Here is a 17,947-nt window from a genome sequence, read left to right on the forward strand (position 1 = left end):
CTCAACGGTCGACGAACGACATCTGCTGCGGGTTGTACCGATCTCCCTGCACCCCGACCCGCTCGGCGAGCTGGTCGAGATCGGCGACTTCGTCGGCCGAGAGCGCCACGGCCGACGCTCCCGCGTTCTCGGCGATCCGCGACGTGCGCCGTGTGCCGGGGATGGGGACGATGAACGGCTCGCGGGCGAGCAGCCAGGCCAGCGCGATCTGGCCGGACGATGCGTCCTTCGCCTCGGCGAGTGCCGTGACGTGACTCACGAGGGCCTGGTTCGCCGCCCGGTTCTCCTCGCTGAAGCGGGGGATCGTGCCGCGGATGTCTCCGTCTGCGAATGAGGTGGTCTGGTCGACGGTGCCGGTGAGGAACCCCTTGCCCAGAGGGCTGAAGGGTACGAAGCCGATGCCGAGCTCACCGAGGGTCGGCAGAACCTCACGCTCGGGATCGCGGGTCCACAGCGAGTACTCGCTCTGCAGCGCGGTGACCGGCTGCACGGCATGCGCGCGTCGGATGGTGGATGCCGAGGCCTCGGAGAGCCCGAAATGGCGCACCTTGCCTTCGGCGATCAGCTCCGACACCGTGCCCGCGACGTCTTCGATCGGCACGTCCGGGTCGACGCGGTGCTGGTAGAAGAGGTCGATCACGTCGGTGCGCAGGCGCCGCAGCGATGCCTCCGCGACGCGGCGGATCTGCTCGGGGCGGCTGTCGAGCCCGACGCTCTTGCCGTCTTCGATGCGCCACCCGAACTTCGTCGCGATCACGACCTGGTCGCGGATCGGCTCGAGCGCCTCGCCGACGAGCTCTTCGTTGACATAGGGCCCGTACACCTCCGCGGTGTCGAAGAACGTGACGCCGAGGTCGAGAGCCGACCGCAGCACGCCGATCATCTCGTCGCGGCTGCCGGGGTTGGGTCCGTAGCTCTGCGACATCCCCATGCAGCCGAGTCCGACTGCCGAGACCTCGAGGCCCTGTCCGAGTGTGCGAGTGTGCATGCCGTGTCCTTTCGTCAGGGCCGACGCTACGCGCGCGCTCGCTGCTGAGGGAGGGCCTGTCGGAACCTCCCACAGGCAGCCGCCGTTCACGATTCAGCACGAGCAGTCCCGGACACAGCAGAACCGGCCGATTCGTCCGGAATCGGCCGGCTCATGCTGAATTGTGAACGCCGAGCCGTCGCGACTACTCCGCCGAGCCGTCGCGACTACTCCGCCGAGTCGTCGCGCAGGTAGGCGATGTGCGCGGCGTGCCGGGTCAGGTGGTTCTGCGACTTCCGCACGAACAGCCACGCGACGAGCAGCAGCACGAACCAGATCGGAGTCACGAGCAGCGCGGTCAGCGTGTCGGGCTGTGTCGTCAACGCCCACAGGATGAACACGAAGAACGCGAGCACGACGTAGACCATGAAGATGCCGCCCGGCATCCGGAACCTCGATGCGGCGACCTTCTCGGGCCGCCGGCGCCGGTAGACGAGGTAGCTGCACAGGAAGATCGTCCAGACGAACATGAAGCACACCGCCGAGACCGTGGTGACCATGTCGAACGCGGTGCCGATGTCCTTGCCGGCGTAGAGCAGCACGACACCCGACAGCAGCAGGATGCACGACAGGAACAGCGCGTTCTGCGGCACGCGGCGCTTCGACAGGCGTCCGAACAGCCGAGGCGCATCGCCGTCCTGTGCGAGCCCGAACACCATGCGCGAGGTCGAGTAGATGCCCGAGTTGGCGCTCGACATGGCAGAGGTCAGCACGACGAGGTTCACGACGGTCGCGGCGATGCCGAGGCCTGCGAGAGCGAACATCGCGATGAAGGGGCTCTCGCCCGCGACGTACTCGGTCCACGGCGTGACGGCCATCAGGATGACGAGGGCGCCGACGTAGAAGAGCAGGATGCGGATCGGGATCGCGTTGATCGCCTTCGGCAGATTCTTCTCGGGGTCCTTCGTCTCGGCCGCGGCGGTGCCGACGAGCTCGACGCCGACGAACGCGAAGACAGCGATCTGGAACCCGGCGACGAAGCCCATGAACCCGTGCGGGAACATGCCGCCGTGATCCCACAGGTTCGCGAAGCTCGCCGTGCCCGCATCGTGCTGGAAGCCGGTGAAGATCATCACGAGACCCGTGATGATGAGCGCCACGATCGCCACGATCTTGATGAGCGCGAACCAGAACTCCATCTCGCCGAAGGCGGCGACGGTGGGCAGGTTCAGCGCGAGCAGGATGACGATCACCAGCACGCCGGGGATCCACAACGGGATGCCGGGGAACAGCGCATCCGTGTAGCCGGCGATCGCGATCACGTCGGCGACGCCGGTGACGACCCAGCAGAACCAGTAGGTCCATCCGGTGAAGAACCCCGCCCACGGGCCGAGCAGGTCGCTCGCGAAGTCGCTGAACGACTTGTACTTGAGGTTCGAGAGCAGCAGCTCGCCCATCGCCCGCATGACGAAGAACAGCATGAAGCCGATGATCATGTAGACGAAGATGACCGAGGGGCCCGCGACCGAGATGGTCTTGCCGCTGCCCATGAACAGGCCGGTGCCGATCGCGCCGCCGATCGCGAGCAGCTGGATGTGCCGGTTGCTCAGTGCCCGCTTCAGGTGCTGCTCGTCGCCGTCGGCCGACCCGTCCACCCCGACGGGTCCGCCTGTCTTCTCTGTCGTCATCGCTCGAACCTCCGGTGTTCCGTGCCGCGTCCCGCTGCGGCATCCTTCCGACCGTACTTGGCGATCGGGGATGGCATCCAACCGAATCGATTCGATATCCTGGTACGACCCCCGATCATCCCCCAGTTCTGCGAGCCTCTTCTCTCATGGCCACCTCTCTGACCACGGGCCGTCCGTGGCGTGTCATCCTGTCGTTCTCCATTCCCCTGCTGCTCGGAAACGTCGTGCAGCAGATGTACCAGTTCGCCGACGCCGTCGTCGTCGGCCGGCACCTCGGCGTCGAGTCCCTCGCCGCAGTCGGCGCCACCGGCAGCCTGCTGTTCCTGCTCATCGGCTTCGCCTGGGGTCTGACGAGCGGTTTCGCGATCCCCATCGCGCAGGCGTTCGGAGCGGGTGACGGCGCCGCCGTGCGCCGCTCGGTCGCGACCGGCGTGATCCTGACCGGAATCACGAGCGTGGTGCTCACGATCGTCGCGCCCCTGATAGCCCGACCCGTGCTCGAGCTGCTGCAGACGCCGGCCGAGCTCATGCCCGAGGCGACGGTCTTCACCCAGATCAGCTTCATCGGCGCGAGCGCGACGATGTTCTTCAACTACCTCTCGGCCATCATCCGGGCGATCGGCGACTCGCGCACACCGCTCATCTTCCTGACCGTCTCGTGCGCGCTCAACGTCGGCCTCGTGATCCTGATGGTCGGTCCGCTCGAGTGGGGAGTCGGCGGCGCAGCCCTCGCGACCGTCGTGGCCCAGGCCGTCTCCGTCGCACTGTGCCTCGAGTTCGTGCGCCGTCGCCTGCCGATGCTGCACCTGCGTCGCGCCGACTGGCGAGTCACCCGCGACGACTTCAGGGAGCACCTGCGCCTCGGTCTGCCGATGGGATTCCAGGCATCGATCATCGCGATCGGCACGCTCACCGTGCAGGTGGCGCTGAACACGCTCGGCTCGGATGCCGTCGCGGCCTACACGACGGCATCCCGTGTCGACGGCCTCGCGGTCGCCTTCCTCTCGTCGCTGGGCCTGGCGTCGTCGATGTACACGGCGCAGAACCTGGGCGGGCGCCGCCCCGACCGCATCCGTCGAGGGGTCGTCGAGGGCACCTGGATGGCGATCGCCGCCGGCATCGCACTCGGCGTCATCATCATCGCGTTCGGCACGCCGATGGTGCGCCTGTTCGTCGGCGAGGGGTCCGACGAGGTCGTGCGACTCGCACACCTCATGCTGATCATCAACGGATGCGGGTACTGGGCCCTCGGTGTGCTGTTCGTGCTCCGAGGGGCGCTGCAGGGCCTCGGCCACACACTCATCCCCACCGTCACGGGCGTGATCGAGCTGGTGATGCGCGTGGGAGCGGCGGTCGTGCTCGGCGCGCTCATCGGATTCGAGGGCGTCGCGCTCAGCAACCCTCTCGCCTGGCTCGGCGCGATCGTGCTGCTGGTGCCCGCGTACGTGCGCGCTCACCGGTCGCTCGCCCGCATGCCGGTCGACCCGATCGAGTCCACCGAGACGTCGGCGATGGCGATCATCGGTCCGACCGACGGCTCGATGGTCGTCGACGCGGTCGTCACCCAGCCGGTGCGAGTGGTCAAGAGGACACGGTTCGCACGGTTGAAGCGCCGCTGAACAACGCGTCACGGTTGAGGAACATCATCCTTCAGATGGATGCCCAGAATGCCGACACTTCGTAATGTTGGTGATGCGGAGGTTCCGCGGACCGGGGGGTCGTGATGACATCGTCAAGGGTGGCAAGCGAACTGGCATCGATACTGGTGCCGATCGGAGTGGTGGGGGCCGTGCTCGCGGCGCTGTGCGCGATCGTGGCGGGAGTCGCGATCATGCGCGGAGCGGCGGGTCTCGCCGGCGGAGCGGTAGGACTGTGGATCCCGAGCGCGATGCTCAGCACCACGGCATCGTTCGCGAATCAGTGGACGCCGCTGCTCGTGTCCGGCATCGTGCTCGTCGCGATGCTGGTGATCGGAGCCGTCGCACGCGGGATCGTCAACGCGGGCGAGCCTGCCCGTGAGGTCGCCCGCGCCGCGCGGATCCAGGCTGTCGTCGACGCGCCCGAGCCGACGGTCCCGGCGCGCTCCACGAAAGCGCCGAGCACCGGCAGTCAGCCTGCGCTCGCAGGCTGAGCCGCACTCAGCGGTAGTCGCGATCCCGGTGCTGCGCGGCCTCGTCTCCTGAGGCCACGCGCTCGGCCTCTCGGGCGCGCAGTTCGACCCGGCGGATCTTGCCGGAGATCGTCTTGGGCAGCTCGGGCACGAACTCGATGATCCGCACCCAGAGGTGCGAGGACAGCCGGTCGTGGGCGTACGCGAAGATCGATCGCGCGGCCTCGGCGTCGGATCCGACCGCGTCGGGGCGCAGGCACACGTACGCCTTCGGGACTGCGAGCCGCGTCGGGTCGGGGCTCGGGATCACCGCCGCCTCGATCACGAGGTCGTGCTCCAGCAGCACCGACTCGAGCTCGAACGGGGAGATCTTGTAGTCGGACGCCTTGAACACGTCGTCCGCCCGGCCGATGTAGGTCAGATAGCCGTCGGCATCCCGCTGGGCGATGTCGCCCGTGTGGTGATATCCGCCGACGCGCGACTCGGCCGTCTTCTCGGGATCGTCGTAGTACCCGGCCATGAGCCCCACCGGAGGATGCGCCAGGTCGAGCGCGATCTCGCCCTCGTGCTCGGCGAGCTCACCGGTCGCGGGGTCGAGCAGCACGACGGGGTATCCGGGCAGGGGTCGTCCCATCGATCCGATCTTGACGACCTGACCGGGGGAGTTGCCCACGCAGGCCGTCATCTCGGTCTGGCCGAAGCCGTCGCGGATCGTGCCTCCCCACGCCTCCTGCACCCGGTCGATGACCTCGGGGTTCAGCGGTTCACCGGCTCCGACGAGCTCGCGCGGCGGGTGGGTCAAGCGCCCGAGGTCGGCCTGGATCAGCATCCGCCACACGGTGGGCGGCGCGCAGAACGTCGAGACATGATGCGCGTCCATGACCTGCATGAGGGTGTTCGCGTCGAAGCGGTCGTAGTTGTAGACGAACACGGTCGCCTCGGCGAGAAAGGGCGAGTAGAAGCTCGACCACGCATGCTTCGCCCAACCCGGCGACGAGATGTTCAGGTGCACGTCGTCGGGGCGCACACCGAGCCACCACATGGTCGACAGATGCCCGATCGGGTACGACACGTGGGTGTGCTGCACGAGCTTCGGACGGTTGGTCGTGCCGCTCGTGAAGTAGAGCAGAGCCGTGTCATCGGCGGGGGTCGCGGCGTCGGGCTCGAAGGTCGTCGGAGCGTCGGCGGAATCGTCGAAGCGCGTCCACCCGGCGGGAATGCCCTCGCCCACCCCGATGCGCAGGACGTCGCCGTCGATGTCGGCGATGCGCTCGGCCAGGCCGCCGAGCGTCACGATGGCGCGGGCGCGTCCGTGGTCGACGCGGTAGGCCAGGTCGGATGCCGAGAGCAGCGTCGAGGTGGGGATCGACACCGCGCCGACCTTGGTGATGGCGAGCATCACCTCCCAGAGTTCGATGGCGTTGCCGAGCATCACGATGACGTGGTCGCCGCGCCCGATGCCGAGTCCTGTGAGCCAGGCGGCGACCTGGTCGGAGCGGTTCGACAGCTCGCCGTAGGTCCACGACTCGAGGCTGAGGTCGGCTGACACGATCTGCACCGCCGGGCGGTCGGGCGACTCGCCGGCGATCACATCGAACCATTCGAGCGCGAAGTTGAACTCAGCGGGCGCAGGCCAGGCGAACCCCTCGCGTGCCGCGGCGTAGTCCGTCGCGTTCGCGAACAGGAAGTCGCGCATCTCTCTGATCGCGGTCGTGGCTGCGGTGGCGCTGCGGCTCATTCTGGGCTCCTTTGCTCGGCAGACGTGTTCCATCCTCGCACCGAGCGCAGACGCCGGCCTCTGACCCCCGCACCTGCGGAAGGAGATCCCTCGCTCAGAAGGACCGAATCCACCGCGTGGTTCTTCGGTGCGAGAGATCTCCTCCTGAACGGAGGCCCGAACACGGGCGGACGAGCGGGCGGGAGCCGCGGCTAGGGCAGACGGATCGTCCCCGTGGCGATGCGCTCGGTCGGCATCCGATCGCGGTTGTACGTGATCTCGTCGTATCCGTGCGGCGTCGGCATCCCGTCGTCGTCCAGGCTCACGAAAACGATCTTCTCGATCGTGAGGATGCGCTTGCGCGTGATCATGTTGCGGGCGACGGCGCGCATGGTCAGAGACGTGGTGCCGAAGTGCGTGGCCTGCAGGCCGATCTCGATCAGGTCGCCCTGCACGGCTGAGGCCTCGAAGTTGATCTCGGAGATGTGCTTCGTCACGGCCCGATAGTTGCCCAGCTGCACGATCGCGTAGATCGCGGCCTCTTCGTCGATCCACTTCAGCAGGCTGCCGCCGAACAGCGATCCGTTCGCGTTGAGGTCTTCCGGCTTCACCCATTTGCGGGTGCGGAAGTTGATGCCGTCTTCGGACCACTGCCACTCGGGTGTCTTCTGCTTCGCCATGCTTCGAGGGTAGGAGCCGCGTGAGTCGGGGGTGTTACGCGAGGATGCCGAACCGATCTGCACGGGTGGATCTGCTCTGGGCCGATCTGCCGCGAGCGGATACTCGCCCGCACTCCGACACGGCGGCGGATGCTGGGGCCATGAGCGAAGACAACCCCATCCCGCAGTTCGGCCCCGAGGCCCGCCGGGCACTGTTCCACGAACGAGTGCTCGTGCTCGACGGCGCCCTCGACGACGACAACGGCACGCTGCTCATGACGCAGCTGCTCACCCTCTCGGCGGAGGATCCGACGACCGACATCGCCCTGTGGATCCATTCGCCCGGTGGTTCCGTGCCGGCGATGCTCGCGATCCGCGACCTCATGACCCTCGTGCCGAACGACGTGTCGACCCTCGCACTCGGGCTCGCGTGCAGCGCCGGGCAGTTCCTCCTCTCAGCCGGGGCGAGGGGCAAGCGCAGGGCGCTCCCGCACGCGCGCATCCTCATGCATCAGGGCTCGGCGGGGATCGGCGGCTCGGCGGGCGAGCTCGAGACGCAGGCCGACGACCTGAGGCACATGCGCGACACCGTGCTCGGGCTGATCGCGGCCGACACCGGACAGCCCGTGGAGCGCATCTTCGAGGACTCGCTGCACGACCGCTGGTACACGGCGGAGCAGGCGAAGGACTATGGCTTCATCGACGAGATCGTCGCCTCGCTCGCGGATCTCATGCCGCGTCGTCGGGCCCGGGTCGGGCTGGGGGCGGGCGCATGAGCGGCTACACGATCCCCAACGTCATCGCGCAGCATCCGCGCGGTGAACGCGTCATGGACGTCTACTCGCACCTGCTCGCCGAGCGGGTCATCTATCTCGGCACCGGCATCGACGCCGGAGTCGCCAACGCATTGATCGCGCAGCTGCTGCACCTCGATGCCGACAGCCAGGATTCCGGCATCCAGTTCTACATCAACAGCGAGGGTGGCGACCCGGGGGCGGCGCTCGCGATCTACGACACGATGCAGCACGTGCGTCCGGCGATCGCGACGACGTGTGTGGGTCAGGCGATCGGGCCGGCGGCGCTGCTGGTCGCGGCAGGGGCTCCGGAGCAGCGGGCAGCTCTCGCGCACGCCCGCATCGTGCTGCATCAGCCGGCGGGCCAGTCGCGGGGAGCGATCCCCGACCTCATCCTCGCGGCGGACGAGGTCGTGCGGGTGCGTTCCGACATGGAGTCGATCCTCGCCAGGCACAGCGGACGCTCGCTGAGCGAGCTGCGCGCCGACACCGACCGGGATCGCGTCTTCACGGCATCCGCCGCCCGGGACTACGGTCTGGTCGACACCGTGCTGGGGGAGCGGGCGGTCTGAGGGGCCACGGCGTTCGTCTGCAGGATCGGGGCACGGATGCAGGATGATTCTGCCGTTCTGGTCCTGCATCCGTGCCGAAGTCCTGCAGACGGACGGACCTGCAGACGGACGGACCCGCAGACGGACGGACCCGCAGACGGACGGACCCGCAGACGGACGGACCTTCAGACGGACTGACCTTCAGACGGGTGGGCAGACGAGACGAGCCGTCAGGCGGCGAGGGCGAAGGCCCCGCGGGTGGCGGACACCGCAGCGGATGCCGGAGCCATCGTCGCCTGGCGCAGCTCGTCGGCCACGGCGCTCGTCAGTTCGATCAGCGAGGTGTCGAGGGCCCCGGCGATCGCCGCGATCATCTCGCTCGACGGCTCCTTGAGTCCCCGTTCGACCTCGGAGAGGTATTGCGGCGAGACTCCGGCGTTCCCTGCCGTCTCGGTCAGGGTCTCGTCCCGGTCGTGTCGTCGACGGCGCAGCTGATCGCCGACCATCTGGCGCCATAGGGGTTCGGGCTCACTGGGACGAGGGCGGGCAGAGCGAGGTGCGCGAGGGAACGGGACGAGGTCGGCCATGCCTCACGATAATCCGCCGTCAGCGCACGATTCGAGCGGTTCTGCTCAGAGCAGAAATCAGGCCTCGGTGCGCTCTGAAGGCGCATCGATGGTCCCATCGGCAGCGTCGGTCGCCGCCCAGCTGGCGAGCATCCGCAGTTTGTCGGCCGATGCCGTTCCCGGCTCGGCCGTGTACGTCGACATCTGCAGGCCCGGGTCAGCCGGCAGCTCGAACGCCTCGTAGGTGAGTTCCATCTCGCCGACGACCGGGTGGTTGATGCGCTTGACACCGCTGCGGTGGAAGCGCACGTTGTGCGCCGCCCACAGGGTGCGGAACCGCTCACTGCGCGTCGACAGCTCGCCCACGAGATCGGTGAGCTTGCGGTCGAACGGATTGCGCCCGGCTTCGCCGCGCATCGCGGCCACGAGCTCCTGGGTGTTTCGCTCCCATTCGGGGTAGAACGTCTGTGCGGCCGGGTCGAGGAAGGCGAAGCGGGCGCTGTTCGGCACCGGGGTCGTGAACAGGGGCGCATAGAGCGCGCGGCCGAGCGCGTTCGCCGCGAGGTAGTCGAAGTAGTTGTTGCGCACGATCGCCGGCGCCTCGGTCATCGCGTCGAGCAGGCGCAGGATGCTGGGGCGCAGCGTCTCGACCTTCTTGCGCGGCTTGCGGGCGACGGGTGAGGCGTTCGCGGTGCGGGCGAGATCGAACAGATGCGCGGTCTCGGCCTCGTCGAGCTGAAGAGCACGGGCGAGCGCATCGAGCACGCTGTCGGAGACGCCGGACAGATCGCCCCGTTCGAGTCGGGTGTAATAGTCGACGCTGACGCCGGCGAGCAGCGACACCTCTTCACGGCGCAGCCCCGGCACACGCCGGTTGCCGCCGAATGCGGGGAGGCCGGCCTGGTCGGGGGTGATGCGGTCGCGCCTCGACGAGAGGAATTCGCGCACCTCGCTGGGTGTCCATGTATGCGACGGTACGCCCCCTGTCGCGACGAAGGGAGGTACTGGTGGACTCTCCCTCGCGTGTGAGCGGACGCGCACACTGGAGGTATGACGATGAACATCACGCTCAACACCGGCATCGAGATGCCCGCCCTCGGCTTCGGAGTGTTCCAGGCCGCTCCGGACGAGACGGTCGATGCCGTCAGCACCGCTCTCGAGACCGGCTACCGCCTGATCGACACCGCCGCTGCGTACGGCAACGAGCGCGAGGTGGGCGAGGCGATCCGCCGCACCGGTATCGCGCGCGACGAGGTCTTCATCGAGACCAAGGTCTGGATCAGCGATTTCGGCTACGACGAGACCCTGCACGCGTTCGAGAAGTCGACGGGCAAGCTCGGGGTCGATCAGCTCGACCTGCTGATCCTGCACCAGGCCCTGCCGACCCGCTTCGACCTCACCCTGGGTGCCTATAAGGCGCTCGAGACCCTGCTCGCCGACGGTCGGGTGCGCGCCATCGGCGTCAGCAACTTCATGGTGGAGCACCTCGACAAGCTGGCGGCGGAGACGAGCATCGTCCCCGCGCTCAACCAGATCGAGGTGCACCCCTACTTCCAGCAGCGCGAGGTGCAGCAGGCGGATGCCGCGGCCGGCATCGTCACCCAGGCGTGGTCGCCCATCGGCGGCATCACGGCCTACCGCCCCAACGGCGCATCCGTCTTCGACGACGAGACGCTCACGGCCATCGCCGCAGAGCACCGCAAGTCGCCGGCACAGGTGATGCTGCGCTGGCACCTGCAGCAGGGCCGCTCCGCGCTGCCGAAGTCGGTGCGTCCCGCCCGCATCGCCGAGAACTTCGACGTCTTCGACTTCGAGCTCACCGCCGACCAGCTCGACGCGATCGATGCGCTCGACACCGGTGTGCGCCGTGGCCCTGAGCCCGAGGACGTCACGCTCGAGACTTTCGGCCGCGAGATCCCCGAGGCGTGACCTAGAGAGCGGCGGCGACGCCGGGGAGCAGCTTGGCCGAGATCGTGCCGAGCTGCTCCCTCTCCTCTGCGGTCAGAGGGTCGAGGATCAGTTCGCGGATCTGCGCCACATGAACGGGCGCCGCCGCCCGCAGCAGGTCACGACCGGCATCCGTCAGCGCAGCGGTAAGCGTGCGCTTGTCGCTGCTGCACGAGGTGCGCGTCACCCAGCCGCGGTCTTCGAGCGAGTCGATCGCGTGGCTGAGTCGTGAGCGGCTGAGCCCGGCGATCTGCGCGAGCTCGGTCATCGGGATCGCACGATCACCCTGACCTGCGAGGGTCACCAGGATCGCGTAGTGCGAGTGCTTGAGCCCGGTCTCGGCCTTGAGCGTGCGATCGAGCACCTGCGGCAGCAGCTGCACGAACCGGATGGTCGGCAGCCACGTCTGCATCTCCGCATCGTCGAGCCTCCGCTCGCTCGCCGGCTGCGCGTTCATCAGGCGGCTGACAGGTCGAGCGTGTGCGAGGTGTGGTCGCGCTTGGCCTCGAGGTAGCGGTGGTTCGCGTCCGACAGGTGCACGCCGGTGGCCACCTGCTCGGTGACGCGGATGCCGAGGGCGTCGAGCTGTGCCGCCTTGTCGGGATTGTTGCTCAGCAGACGGATGCTGTCGACGCCCACCGCCTGCAGCATCTGCGCGGCGATCGTGTAGTCGCGTTCGTCTTCTCCGCGGCCGAGTGCGACGTTCGCCTCGTACGTGTCGAGGCCGGCATCCTGCAGCGCGTACGCGTCGAGCTTGGCGTAGAGGCCGATGCCCCGACCCTCCTGGCGCAGGTAGAGCAGGAACCCGCCGTCTTCGGCGATGCGCTCGACGGCTTCACGCAGCTGCGGGCCGCAGTCGCAGCGCTCAGAACCGAACACGTCACCGGTCAGGCATTCGCTGTGCGGACGCACGAGGGGTGCGTCGCCGCCGTCGGCCGCGCGCTCCATGGCGGTCCTCCAGTCGCCGAGCCCGAGCAGCAGGTGCTCGCGGCCGTCGATCAGTCCGTCGAACGTGACGACATCCGCCGTGGTCGAGAACCCGTCGGCGAAGCGCATCGGCACGCGCACCCGCGTCCGCTCTGTGGCGACCGGAACGACGGTTGAAGTTTCAATCATGTCGGGTGCAACGCGCCGACGCCTGCGATATTCCCGCGGGCGCACTACTCCACGGAACGACGACGCACGGGCTTGAGCTCGCTGGCGAGGATGCCGAGCACCACGAGCGCTCCGCCGATCAGCGCGGCGACGGGCAGGCGCTCACCGGCGATGCGCCCGATCACGGCCGCCCAGACCGGTTCGCCCGCATAGATGATCGTCGCGCGGGTCGGGGACACGGACTTCTGGGCCCAGTTCATCGTGAGCTGGATGACGCAGCTCGCCGCTCCGAGTCCGACCGCGCAGCCGACCCAGATCCACGAGAACTCGGGCAGGCCCTCGCCGACGACCGGCATGGTGAGGATGCCGAGCACTCCGGCCGTGAGGAGTTGGATGATCGTGATCCTGCCGAGGTCGATCCGGCCGGCGAACACGCTGATCAGGATGATCTCGGCCGCGATGGGCAGGGTGCTGATGAGCGTCAGGATCTCGCCCGCCCCGAGGGTCAGGGCGAACGCATCGGGTCCCGCGATGAGGAGCAGTCCGAGGAACGCGAGCGCGGCGCCCACGAACGCCATGGCCGGTGGGCGCTTGCGGAAGACGGCCCACTGCGCGAGCGGCACGAGAGGGATGTACATCGCGGTGATGAACGCCGAGGTGCTCGAATCGATGGTCTGCAGCCCGACGGTCTGCAATCCGTATCCGAGATAGATCATCACGCCGATCGCGACCCCGGCGCCGATGTCGCGCCAGCGGATGCCGCGCAGCGCCCGGCGGAAGATGACGATGCTGATCGCGCCGGCGACCAGGAACCGGATGCCGACGAAGAACCACGGCCCCGAGTGCTGCATCGCCCAGTGCACCAGGAGGAATGTGCTGCCCCAGACCGCCGTCACGGCGATGAGGGCGACCTCCTGTCGGCGCAGGCTCATGAAGCGGAATCGAGTGGACATGCTGTCCTTTCTCGACGCGGCCGGGACGAGCCTAGCGCCGCGCCGACCGCCGTCTCGAATCGCCGGTCGGCCCGATATGTCGACGGAATACGGCCGGGTGCGCGATCCGGACGGCGTCTCGCTAGCCTCGGATCATGAGCAACTTCGTGAGCGCCACCGAACTGCGCGATCTGCTGACGTCCGAGACCCCCGTGCGTGTGATCGACGTGCGCTGGCGACTCGACCGGCCCGACGGCCGGGAGGACTACCTCGCGGGCCACATCCCGGGGGCGGTCTTCGTGCCGCTCGCGACCGAGCTCGCCACCCACGGCGAACCCTCGGACGGCCGGCACCCCCTGCCCTCCACGGCGACGCTCCAGGATGCCGCCCGGCGGTGGGGTGTGAACCGGGGTGACGTCGTCGTCGCCTATGACGACGCCAAGGGAGTAAGTGCGTCACGAGCATGGTGGCTGCTGCGTCAGGGCGGTGTCGACGTGCGCGTCCTCGACGGCGGCATCCGCGCGTGGACGGCCGCCGGCCTTCCGGTCGCCGACGATGACGTGCAGGCCGAGCCCGGCGACGTCGTCCTCGACGAGATCGGCGGCGATGCGATCTCGATCGACGAGGCCGCCTCGTTCGTCGACACCGGTGTGCTGCTCGACGCGCGCGCGCCGGATCGCTATCGGGGAGAGCACGAGCCTTTCGATCCGATCCCCGGGCACATTCCGGGCGCGCTCAACGTCCCGATGGCCGCCCATCTGGATGCCGAGGGCCGGATCCTCGACACGCACACCCTTCAGGCGACCTTCGCCGCCCTCGGGGTGACCGAGGGGACGCCCGTCGCGGCCTACTGCGGCTCGGGCATCACGGCGGCGCACACGGCGCTGGTGCTGGATGAGATCGGCATCGAGGCGAAGGTCTTCCCCGGCTCGTGGAGCCAGTGGTCGAACACTCCGGGGCGTCCGGTCGCGGTCGGCGATCAGCCCGGGTGAGTCGGTCGACTCTGAGCCCGCGAACGGGCGCGGTCAGCGCCCGTCGGCGTAGCTCCAGGCGACGCCGAGCAGTCCGGGTCCGAATGCGCGTCGCACCTGGTGCACCGAATTGCGGCCCTCGAGCGACAGCTCGGTGAGCGTCGAGCCGTCCGGCGTCTCGACGCGCTCTTCGATCCGGTCGGGCAGCGCGTCGGGGTGGAATCGCGTCCACACCAGCAGCTCCCTGGTCTGCCGGGCGACGGCGTGGCCCGTCTCGCGCTGCGGCGGATAGTCCGGGGGGTAGGCGACCGACCACTCGACCATCGCGGTGCTCGGAGCGGTCAGAGGAACGTCGAGTTCGAACAGGACGCCGTGCACCTCGCCGTTCGGGTGCGAGTACCGGGCCGCGATGCGTCCTCCCGCCACCGCCTCGATGAACGGGGCGGGAGTGCTGATGCCCGGTGTCATCTCGAGGAACGGGATCGACGCGACGGTGCCGACGGTCGACTGCACGATGCTGCGCGTGATCGAGTACGAGACGTTGCCCGCGGCATCCACGTCCGTCACCGAGTGGGTCGTGAGTTCGCGCGACGTGTCGGGGTACTCCGCGCCGAGAGCGGCGAACGCCTCTTTGACGGCGTCCTCGAGCTCCTGCTCGTCGAGCGGGAAGAGGTTGGGTCCGAGCGGACCGGTGCGGTTCGTGGTGCCGAGCAGGGCGGTGAGAGAGCCGGGCTCGAGGTGCAGCAGCTGCTCGATGTCGCCGAGCGCGGCCATCGACTGGGCACCCTCGGGGCGCCGAGCTCCGGACCGCCAGTAGCTGAGGGTCGCCATGGACACGCTGTTGCCGCGGGCGCGCAGCTGCTCGTGCAGCCGCGCCAGAGTCAATCCACGCGCATTGATCGCGTCGCGGAAGGACGCTGCGAATACATCGGCATATCGGCGCAGACCACTTTCCATGCTCATCACAGCACCCCCTCCGGTATGTGAAGAATCGAGCCCTAGAGTGAGCATACGACCACACCAGCATCGCGTAGGGGACGAGGTGCTATTTCTGGGGTCTATCGGCTGAGCAGTCGTGAGCAGGGTGCCCGACCTCGCGACCACTCGGCCTGACGCAGTGTCGCCCCCGTCGCTGCGTTCTGTCGCGGGGCCTGATGATCGATCTGGGGAGATCCATCGGGCCCCGCGAACACCTCTCCGGTGTCGGCGCCCACTCAGCGCCCCCGCGTAGACTGGGGGGAACACCCCCGGAGGACCCTCGATCTTCATGTCTGCCACCGCCCGCGCGTTCACCGTTCGTCATCTTCAGCTGCTGCGCGCGCTCTTCGCCGCCGCCGCTGCAGTGATGATCACCTTCTCGCCCGATCACTCGGCGGCCGTCGGTCTCTCCGTCTTCAGCGGCTTCGTGCTCACCACCGGCCTCGTGATGATCGTCGCCGCGTGGCTCGTCTACCCGGCCGGTCAGCGCTGGCCGTCCGTCGTGTTCGCCCTGCTGAGCTTCGTCGCCGGGATGACCGCCGGTGTGCCCGCATGGCGTACCGAAGACCTCTTCTTCGTCGTCGTGATCGCCTGGGCGGTCTCGACCGGCATCCTCGAGCTCGTCGTCGGACTCCGTGCTCGCAAGGCCGGCGACGCGACCGCACGGGACTCGATCACCCTCGGCGCGTTCGGCCTGCTGCTGGCCGTGCTCCTGATCGCGATCCCGGCGGGCTTCGTGCAGCCGTACGCCATCGAGGGAGCCGGTGCGTTCGAGCTGACCGGCATCATCCTCGGCGTCGGGATGTTCGGCGGATACGCGGCCATCGTCGCGGTCTTCCTCGGCATCGCCGGTCTGACCCCGAAGCGAGCGGATGCTGTCGCCGCCGGGACCACGATCGAGAACGACCCCGCCCCCGCCGGGCACGGAGGAGAGCGATGAGCGACGAGAAGCCCACCCGACGCGACATTCTGCGCCCGCTGCACCTGCTGGGCATTGCTCTCGGCTGCGGTGTCTTCGCCGCGGTGGTGACGCTCGTGTCGACCGGCGCCTTCACCGCCCGGGTGAACAACGCCATCGCGAACGGCACCTACGACGGCCTCACGCCGATCGCGCTCGGCCTGGTGGTCGGCGGCGGCGCATTCATCGTCACGCTGCTGTTCCTCGCGATGCTGATCCTCGTGGTCGACCCGGCCGAGGTCACCAAGAAGGTCGACCGCCCCGTGCTGTTCGACCCCGAGACTCCCGACGAGCCGGGCGCCGACAAGCCGGGCCGCACGTCCTCTTCCTGACCGGATCGCAAGCTCCTCCTGACCGGATCGCAAGCTCCTCCTGACCGGATCGCAAGGTTCTCCATCGCGACCGGAATAGTCCCGGGCTGCGACGGCTTGTCCCTGTAGTGACTGCCTCGATCGACCGCGCCTCCATCGGACTCAGGTCGGAACGAGGCCCGGTGCTCGGGGCCCTCATGCTCGCCACGGGGCTGATCGCGATCGACGCGACGATCCTCGCGACCGCGGTGCCCAGCATCGTGCGCGATCTGGGCAGCTACCAGCAGTTCCCCTGGCTCTTCTCGGTCTATCTGCTCGCACAGGCGGTCAGCGTGCCGATCTACTCGCGCTTCGCCGATACCGTCGGCCGCAAGCCGATCATCCTGCTCGGCATCGCGCTGTTCCTGCTCGGGTCGGTCCTCTCCGGCTTCGCCTGGAGCATGACCGCCCTGATCGTGTTCCGCATCATCCAGGGCCTCGGCGCCGGTGCCGTCGCGCCGATGTCGATGACGATCGTCGGCGACATCTACACGGTCGCCGAGCGCGCCAAGGTGCAGGGGTACATCGCCTCGGTGTGGGCGATCTCCTCTGTCGTCGGGCCGGCGCTCGGCGGCATCTTCGCCCAGCTCGACGCCTGGCGGTGGATCTTCTGGGTCAACATCCCGCTGTGTCTGATCGCGGGATGGATGCTGCTGCGGCGGTACCACGAAGAGAAGCAGACGCAGCGTCATCGCATCGACTACGCCGGTGCCGTGCTGCTCACGGTCGGACTCACGGGTCTGATCCTCGGGATGCTGGAGGGCGGCAACGCCTGGGCGTGGCTGTCGATCCCCAGTGCCGTCTGCTTCGGACTCGGCGCCGCGGCGCTCGTGGCCTTCGGCCTCGTCGAGCGTCGCGCAGCCGAGCCGATCGTGGACCTGCGCCTGGCGGCGCGGCCGCTGATCCTCACGACGACGATCGTCTCCCTGGGCATCGGCGCCTTGATGACCGGCGTGACGAGCTTCGCACCCGCATATCTGGAAGGGTCCATCGGCATCGCACCGCTGCTGTCAGGGTTGGCCGTCGCGGCGCTCACCCTCGGCTGGCCGCTCGCCGCCGCGAACGCGGGCCGGCTGTACATGCGGATCGGTTTCCGACGCACAGCGCTCACCGGCATGTCGATCACCGCGGTCGCGGCGATCGCTCTGGCGGTGGTCTCTCCCTGGCCCAATCCGTTCTCGATCGCCGCCGTGGCATTCGTCCTGGGCTTCGGCCTCGGCTGGAGCGCGGCCCCGACGCTGATCGCGGCTCAGGCCTCGGTCGGCTGGGGCGAGCGGGGTGCCGTGACCGGCATGAACGCCTTCGCCCGCTCGGCGGGCAGCGCGCTCGGGGTGGCCGTGTTCGGCGCGATCTCGAACTCGGTGATCGCGCAGGGCGCGGGGCCCGAGGACCCGGCGACCATCATCTCGGCATCCGTCTGGGTGTTCATCGCTGCCGCCGTCGTGGCCGTGCTCACCCTGATCGCCGCGGCGTTCATGCCGCGGGATCCGGCGGGCGCGCACTCCGGAGAGCCCCGCCCCTAGCCCGCACGGCGTTCGTGACCCGGCGCCGGGTCAGATTCGTGCGGGGTCGCTTCGCTGCGGGTCGCTTCGCTGCGGGTCGCTTGGCTGCGGGGTCACTTTCGCATCCGATTCGGCCGATTGCGGTGCGTTTCTGGCCCCGCA

At 68.6% G+C, this 17,947-nt stretch carries 19 protein-coding genes; 9 read left to right on the forward strand and 10 right to left on the reverse strand.

Annotation, left to right across the window (positions count from 1 at the left end; all coding sequences use genetic code 11):
- Position 1: 1 nt before the first annotated feature.
- Positions 2 to 988 carry an aldo/keto reductase gene (locus BEP68_RS03265; RefSeq protein ID WP_187249198.1) on the reverse strand — a complete coding sequence of 329 codons (987 nt, stop codon included), beginning with the start codon at positions 986 to 988 and terminating at the stop codon, positions 2 to 4.
- A gap of 206 nt (positions 989 to 1,194) precedes the next feature.
- A complete protein-coding gene (gene cycA, locus BEP68_RS03270; protein ID WP_222839075.1) occupies positions 1,195 to 2,655 on the reverse strand; it encodes a D-serine/D-alanine/glycine transporter in 1,461 nt (486 codons plus the stop codon).
- Between the two features lie 146 nt (positions 2,656 to 2,801).
- Between cycA and BEP68_RS03275 the strand changes: the two genes are divergently transcribed.
- Positions 2,802 to 4,274, forward strand: a complete 1,473-nt coding sequence (locus BEP68_RS03275) for an MATE family efflux transporter (RefSeq protein ID WP_053098161.1) — start codon at positions 2,802 to 2,804, stop codon at positions 4,272 to 4,274.
- Positions 4,275 to 4,393: 119 nt separating this feature from the next.
- On the forward strand, positions 4,394 to 4,786 hold the full coding sequence (locus tag BEP68_RS03280; RefSeq protein WP_150115131.1) for a hypothetical protein: 393 nt from the start codon (positions 4,394 to 4,396) through the stop codon (positions 4,784 to 4,786).
- Positions 4,787 to 4,793: 7 nt separating this feature from the next.
- On the opposite strand, the gene BEP68_RS03285 is transcribed toward BEP68_RS03280, so the two are convergent.
- Together BEP68_RS03285 and BEP68_RS03290 are read right to left on the reverse strand one after the other, a co-directional pair.
- Positions 4,794 to 6,503 carry an AMP-binding protein gene (locus tag BEP68_RS03285; protein ID WP_187249199.1) on the reverse strand — a complete coding sequence of 570 codons (1,710 nt, stop codon included), beginning with the start codon at positions 6,501 to 6,503 and terminating at the stop codon, positions 4,794 to 4,796.
- Positions 6,504 to 6,694: 191 nt separating this feature from the next.
- Positions 6,695 to 7,162, reverse strand: coding sequence for an acyl-CoA thioesterase (locus BEP68_RS03290; RefSeq protein WP_072592111.1), 468 nt, complete (start codon positions 7,160 to 7,162; stop codon positions 6,695 to 6,697).
- Positions 7,163 to 7,302: 140 nt separating this feature from the next.
- Here BEP68_RS03290 and BEP68_RS03295 point away from each other — a divergent pair, with 140 nt between their 5' ends.
- Both BEP68_RS03295 and BEP68_RS03300 read left to right on the forward strand, forming a co-directional pair.
- Positions 7,303 to 7,917, forward strand: coding sequence for a ClpP family protease (locus tag BEP68_RS03295; RefSeq protein ID WP_053098158.1), 615 nt, complete (start codon positions 7,303 to 7,305; stop codon positions 7,915 to 7,917).
- On the forward strand, positions 7,914 to 8,507 hold the full coding sequence (locus BEP68_RS03300; RefSeq protein WP_187249200.1) for a ClpP family protease: 594 nt from the start codon (positions 7,914 to 7,916) through the stop codon (positions 8,505 to 8,507). The genes BEP68_RS03295 and BEP68_RS03300 overlap by 4 nt, the downstream gene beginning before the upstream one ends.
- 209 nt (positions 8,508 to 8,716) lie before the next feature.
- On the opposite strand, the gene BEP68_RS03305 is transcribed toward BEP68_RS03300, so the two are convergent.
- Both BEP68_RS03305 and BEP68_RS03310 read right to left on the reverse strand, forming a co-directional pair.
- On the reverse strand, positions 8,717 to 9,073 hold the full coding sequence (locus tag BEP68_RS03305; RefSeq protein ID WP_053098156.1) for a helix-turn-helix domain-containing protein: 357 nt from the start codon (positions 9,071 to 9,073) through the stop codon (positions 8,717 to 8,719).
- 57 nt (positions 9,074 to 9,130) lie between these two features.
- Positions 9,131 to 10,000 (reverse strand): helix-turn-helix transcriptional regulator, encoded by an 870-nt coding sequence (locus tag BEP68_RS03310; protein WP_187249201.1) that lies wholly within the window; start codon positions 9,998 to 10,000, stop codon positions 9,131 to 9,133.
- A gap of 108 nt (positions 10,001 to 10,108) precedes the next feature.
- Between BEP68_RS03310 and BEP68_RS03315 the strand changes: the two genes are divergently transcribed.
- The gene (locus tag BEP68_RS03315) at positions 10,109 to 10,981 is read left to right on the forward strand and encodes an aldo/keto reductase (RefSeq protein ID WP_222839133.1); all 873 of its coding nucleotides are present in this window, start codon (positions 10,109 to 10,111) and stop codon (positions 10,979 to 10,981) included.
- 1 nt (position 10,982) lies between these two features.
- Here BEP68_RS03315 and BEP68_RS03320 read toward each other — a convergent pair whose 3' ends face one another.
- The 3 genes from BEP68_RS03320 to BEP68_RS03330 are packed head-to-tail and all read right to left on the reverse strand — an operon-like array spanning position 10,983 to position 13,047.
- The gene (locus tag BEP68_RS03320) at positions 10,983 to 11,456 is read right to left on the reverse strand and encodes a MarR family winged helix-turn-helix transcriptional regulator (protein WP_187249203.1); all 474 of its coding nucleotides are present in this window, start codon (positions 11,454 to 11,456) and stop codon (positions 10,983 to 10,985) included.
- Positions 11,456 to 12,115, reverse strand: a complete 660-nt coding sequence (gene ribA / locus BEP68_RS03325) for a GTP cyclohydrolase II (protein WP_072592110.1) — start codon at positions 12,113 to 12,115, stop codon at positions 11,456 to 11,458. Before ribA ends, BEP68_RS03320 begins: the two co-directional genes overlap by 1 nt.
- A gap of 44 nt (positions 12,116 to 12,159) precedes the next feature.
- The gene (locus tag BEP68_RS03330) at positions 12,160 to 13,047 is read right to left on the reverse strand and encodes a DMT family transporter (RefSeq protein ID WP_261987671.1); all 888 of its coding nucleotides are present in this window, start codon (positions 13,045 to 13,047) and stop codon (positions 12,160 to 12,162) included.
- A 134-nt stretch (positions 13,048 to 13,181) separates the two neighbouring features.
- On the opposite strand from BEP68_RS03330, the gene BEP68_RS03335 reads away from it, so the two are divergent.
- Entirely contained in the window at positions 13,182 to 14,018 is an 837-nt protein-coding gene (locus BEP68_RS03335; protein WP_187249204.1) for a sulfurtransferase, read from the forward strand.
- A 33-nt stretch (positions 14,019 to 14,051) separates the two neighbouring features.
- On the opposite strand, the gene BEP68_RS03340 is transcribed toward BEP68_RS03335, so the two are convergent.
- Positions 14,052 to 14,960, reverse strand: a complete 909-nt coding sequence (locus BEP68_RS03340) for a hypothetical protein (RefSeq protein ID WP_187249205.1) — start codon at positions 14,958 to 14,960, stop codon at positions 14,052 to 14,054.
- Between the two features lie 304 nt (positions 14,961 to 15,264).
- Between BEP68_RS03340 and BEP68_RS03345 the strand changes: the two genes are divergently transcribed.
- The 3 genes from BEP68_RS03345 to BEP68_RS03355 all read left to right on the forward strand — a co-directional run bounded on the left by BEP68_RS03345 (position 15,265) and on the right by BEP68_RS03355 (position 17,806).
- Positions 15,265 to 15,915, forward strand: a complete 651-nt coding sequence (locus BEP68_RS03345) for a hypothetical protein (protein WP_053098148.1) — start codon at positions 15,265 to 15,267, stop codon at positions 15,913 to 15,915.
- A complete protein-coding gene (locus BEP68_RS03350; RefSeq protein ID WP_053098147.1) occupies positions 15,912 to 16,265 on the forward strand; it encodes a hypothetical protein in 354 nt (117 codons plus the stop codon). The genes BEP68_RS03345 and BEP68_RS03350 overlap by 4 nt, the downstream gene beginning before the upstream one ends.
- A 107-nt stretch (positions 16,266 to 16,372) precedes the next feature.
- Positions 16,373 to 17,806 (forward strand): MFS transporter, encoded by a 1,434-nt coding sequence (locus tag BEP68_RS03355; protein WP_187249206.1) that lies wholly within the window; start codon positions 16,373 to 16,375, stop codon positions 17,804 to 17,806.
- The last annotated feature ends 141 nt before the right edge of the window (positions 17,807 to 17,947 follow it).

It is taken from the genome of Microbacterium sp. 4-7, from assembly GCF_014332665.1.
Lineage (GTDB): Bacteria > Actinomycetota > Actinomycetes > Actinomycetales > Microbacteriaceae > Microbacterium.

Coding starts and splice junctions, on each gene's coding strand:
- BEP68_RS03305 (WP_053098156.1), bottom strand. CDS start 9,073: ATGGCCGACCTCGTCCCGTTCCCTCGCGCACCTCGCTCTGCCCGCCCT.
- BEP68_RS03290 (WP_072592111.1), bottom strand. CDS start 7,162: ATGGCGAAGCAGAAGACACCCGAGTGGCAGTGGTCCGAAGACGGCATC.
- BEP68_RS03285 (WP_187249199.1), bottom strand. CDS start 6,503: ATGAGCCGCAGCGCCACCGCAGCCACGACCGCGATCAGAGAGATGCGC.
- BEP68_RS03320 (WP_187249203.1), bottom strand. CDS start 11,456: ATGAACGCGCAGCCGGCGAGCGAGCGGAGGCTCGACGATGCGGAGATG.
- BEP68_RS03335 (WP_187249204.1), top strand. CDS start 13,182: ATGAGCAACTTCGTGAGCGCCACCGAACTGCGCGATCTGCTGACGTCC.
- BEP68_RS03275 (WP_053098161.1), top strand. CDS start 2,802: ATGGCCACCTCTCTGACCACGGGCCGTCCGTGGCGTGTCATCCTGTCG.
- BEP68_RS03315 (WP_222839133.1), top strand. CDS start 10,109: ATGAACATCACGCTCAACACCGGCATCGAGATGCCCGCCCTCGGCTTC.
- BEP68_RS03350 (WP_053098147.1), top strand. CDS start 15,912: ATGAGCGACGAGAAGCCCACCCGACGCGACATTCTGCGCCCGCTGCAC.
- BEP68_RS03330 (WP_261987671.1), bottom strand. CDS start 13,047: ATGTCCACTCGATTCCGCTTCATGAGCCTGCGCCGACAGGAGGTCGCC.
- BEP68_RS03265 (WP_187249198.1), bottom strand. CDS start 988: ATGCACACTCGCACACTCGGACAGGGCCTCGAGGTCTCGGCAGTCGGA.
- BEP68_RS03300 (WP_187249200.1), top strand. CDS start 7,914: ATGAGCGGCTACACGATCCCCAACGTCATCGCGCAGCATCCGCGCGGT.
- BEP68_RS03340 (WP_187249205.1), bottom strand. CDS start 14,960: ATGAGCATGGAAAGTGGTCTGCGCCGATATGCCGATGTATTCGCAGCG.
- BEP68_RS03295 (WP_053098158.1), top strand. CDS start 7,303: ATGAGCGAAGACAACCCCATCCCGCAGTTCGGCCCCGAGGCCCGCCGG.
- ribA (WP_072592110.1), bottom strand. CDS start 12,115: ATGATTGAAACTTCAACCGTCGTTCCGGTCGCCACAGAGCGGACGCGG.
- BEP68_RS03345 (WP_053098148.1), top strand. CDS start 15,265: ATGTCTGCCACCGCCCGCGCGTTCACCGTTCGTCATCTTCAGCTGCTG.
- cycA (WP_222839075.1), bottom strand. CDS start 2,655: ATGACGACAGAGAAGACAGGCGGACCCGTCGGGGTGGACGGGTCGGCC.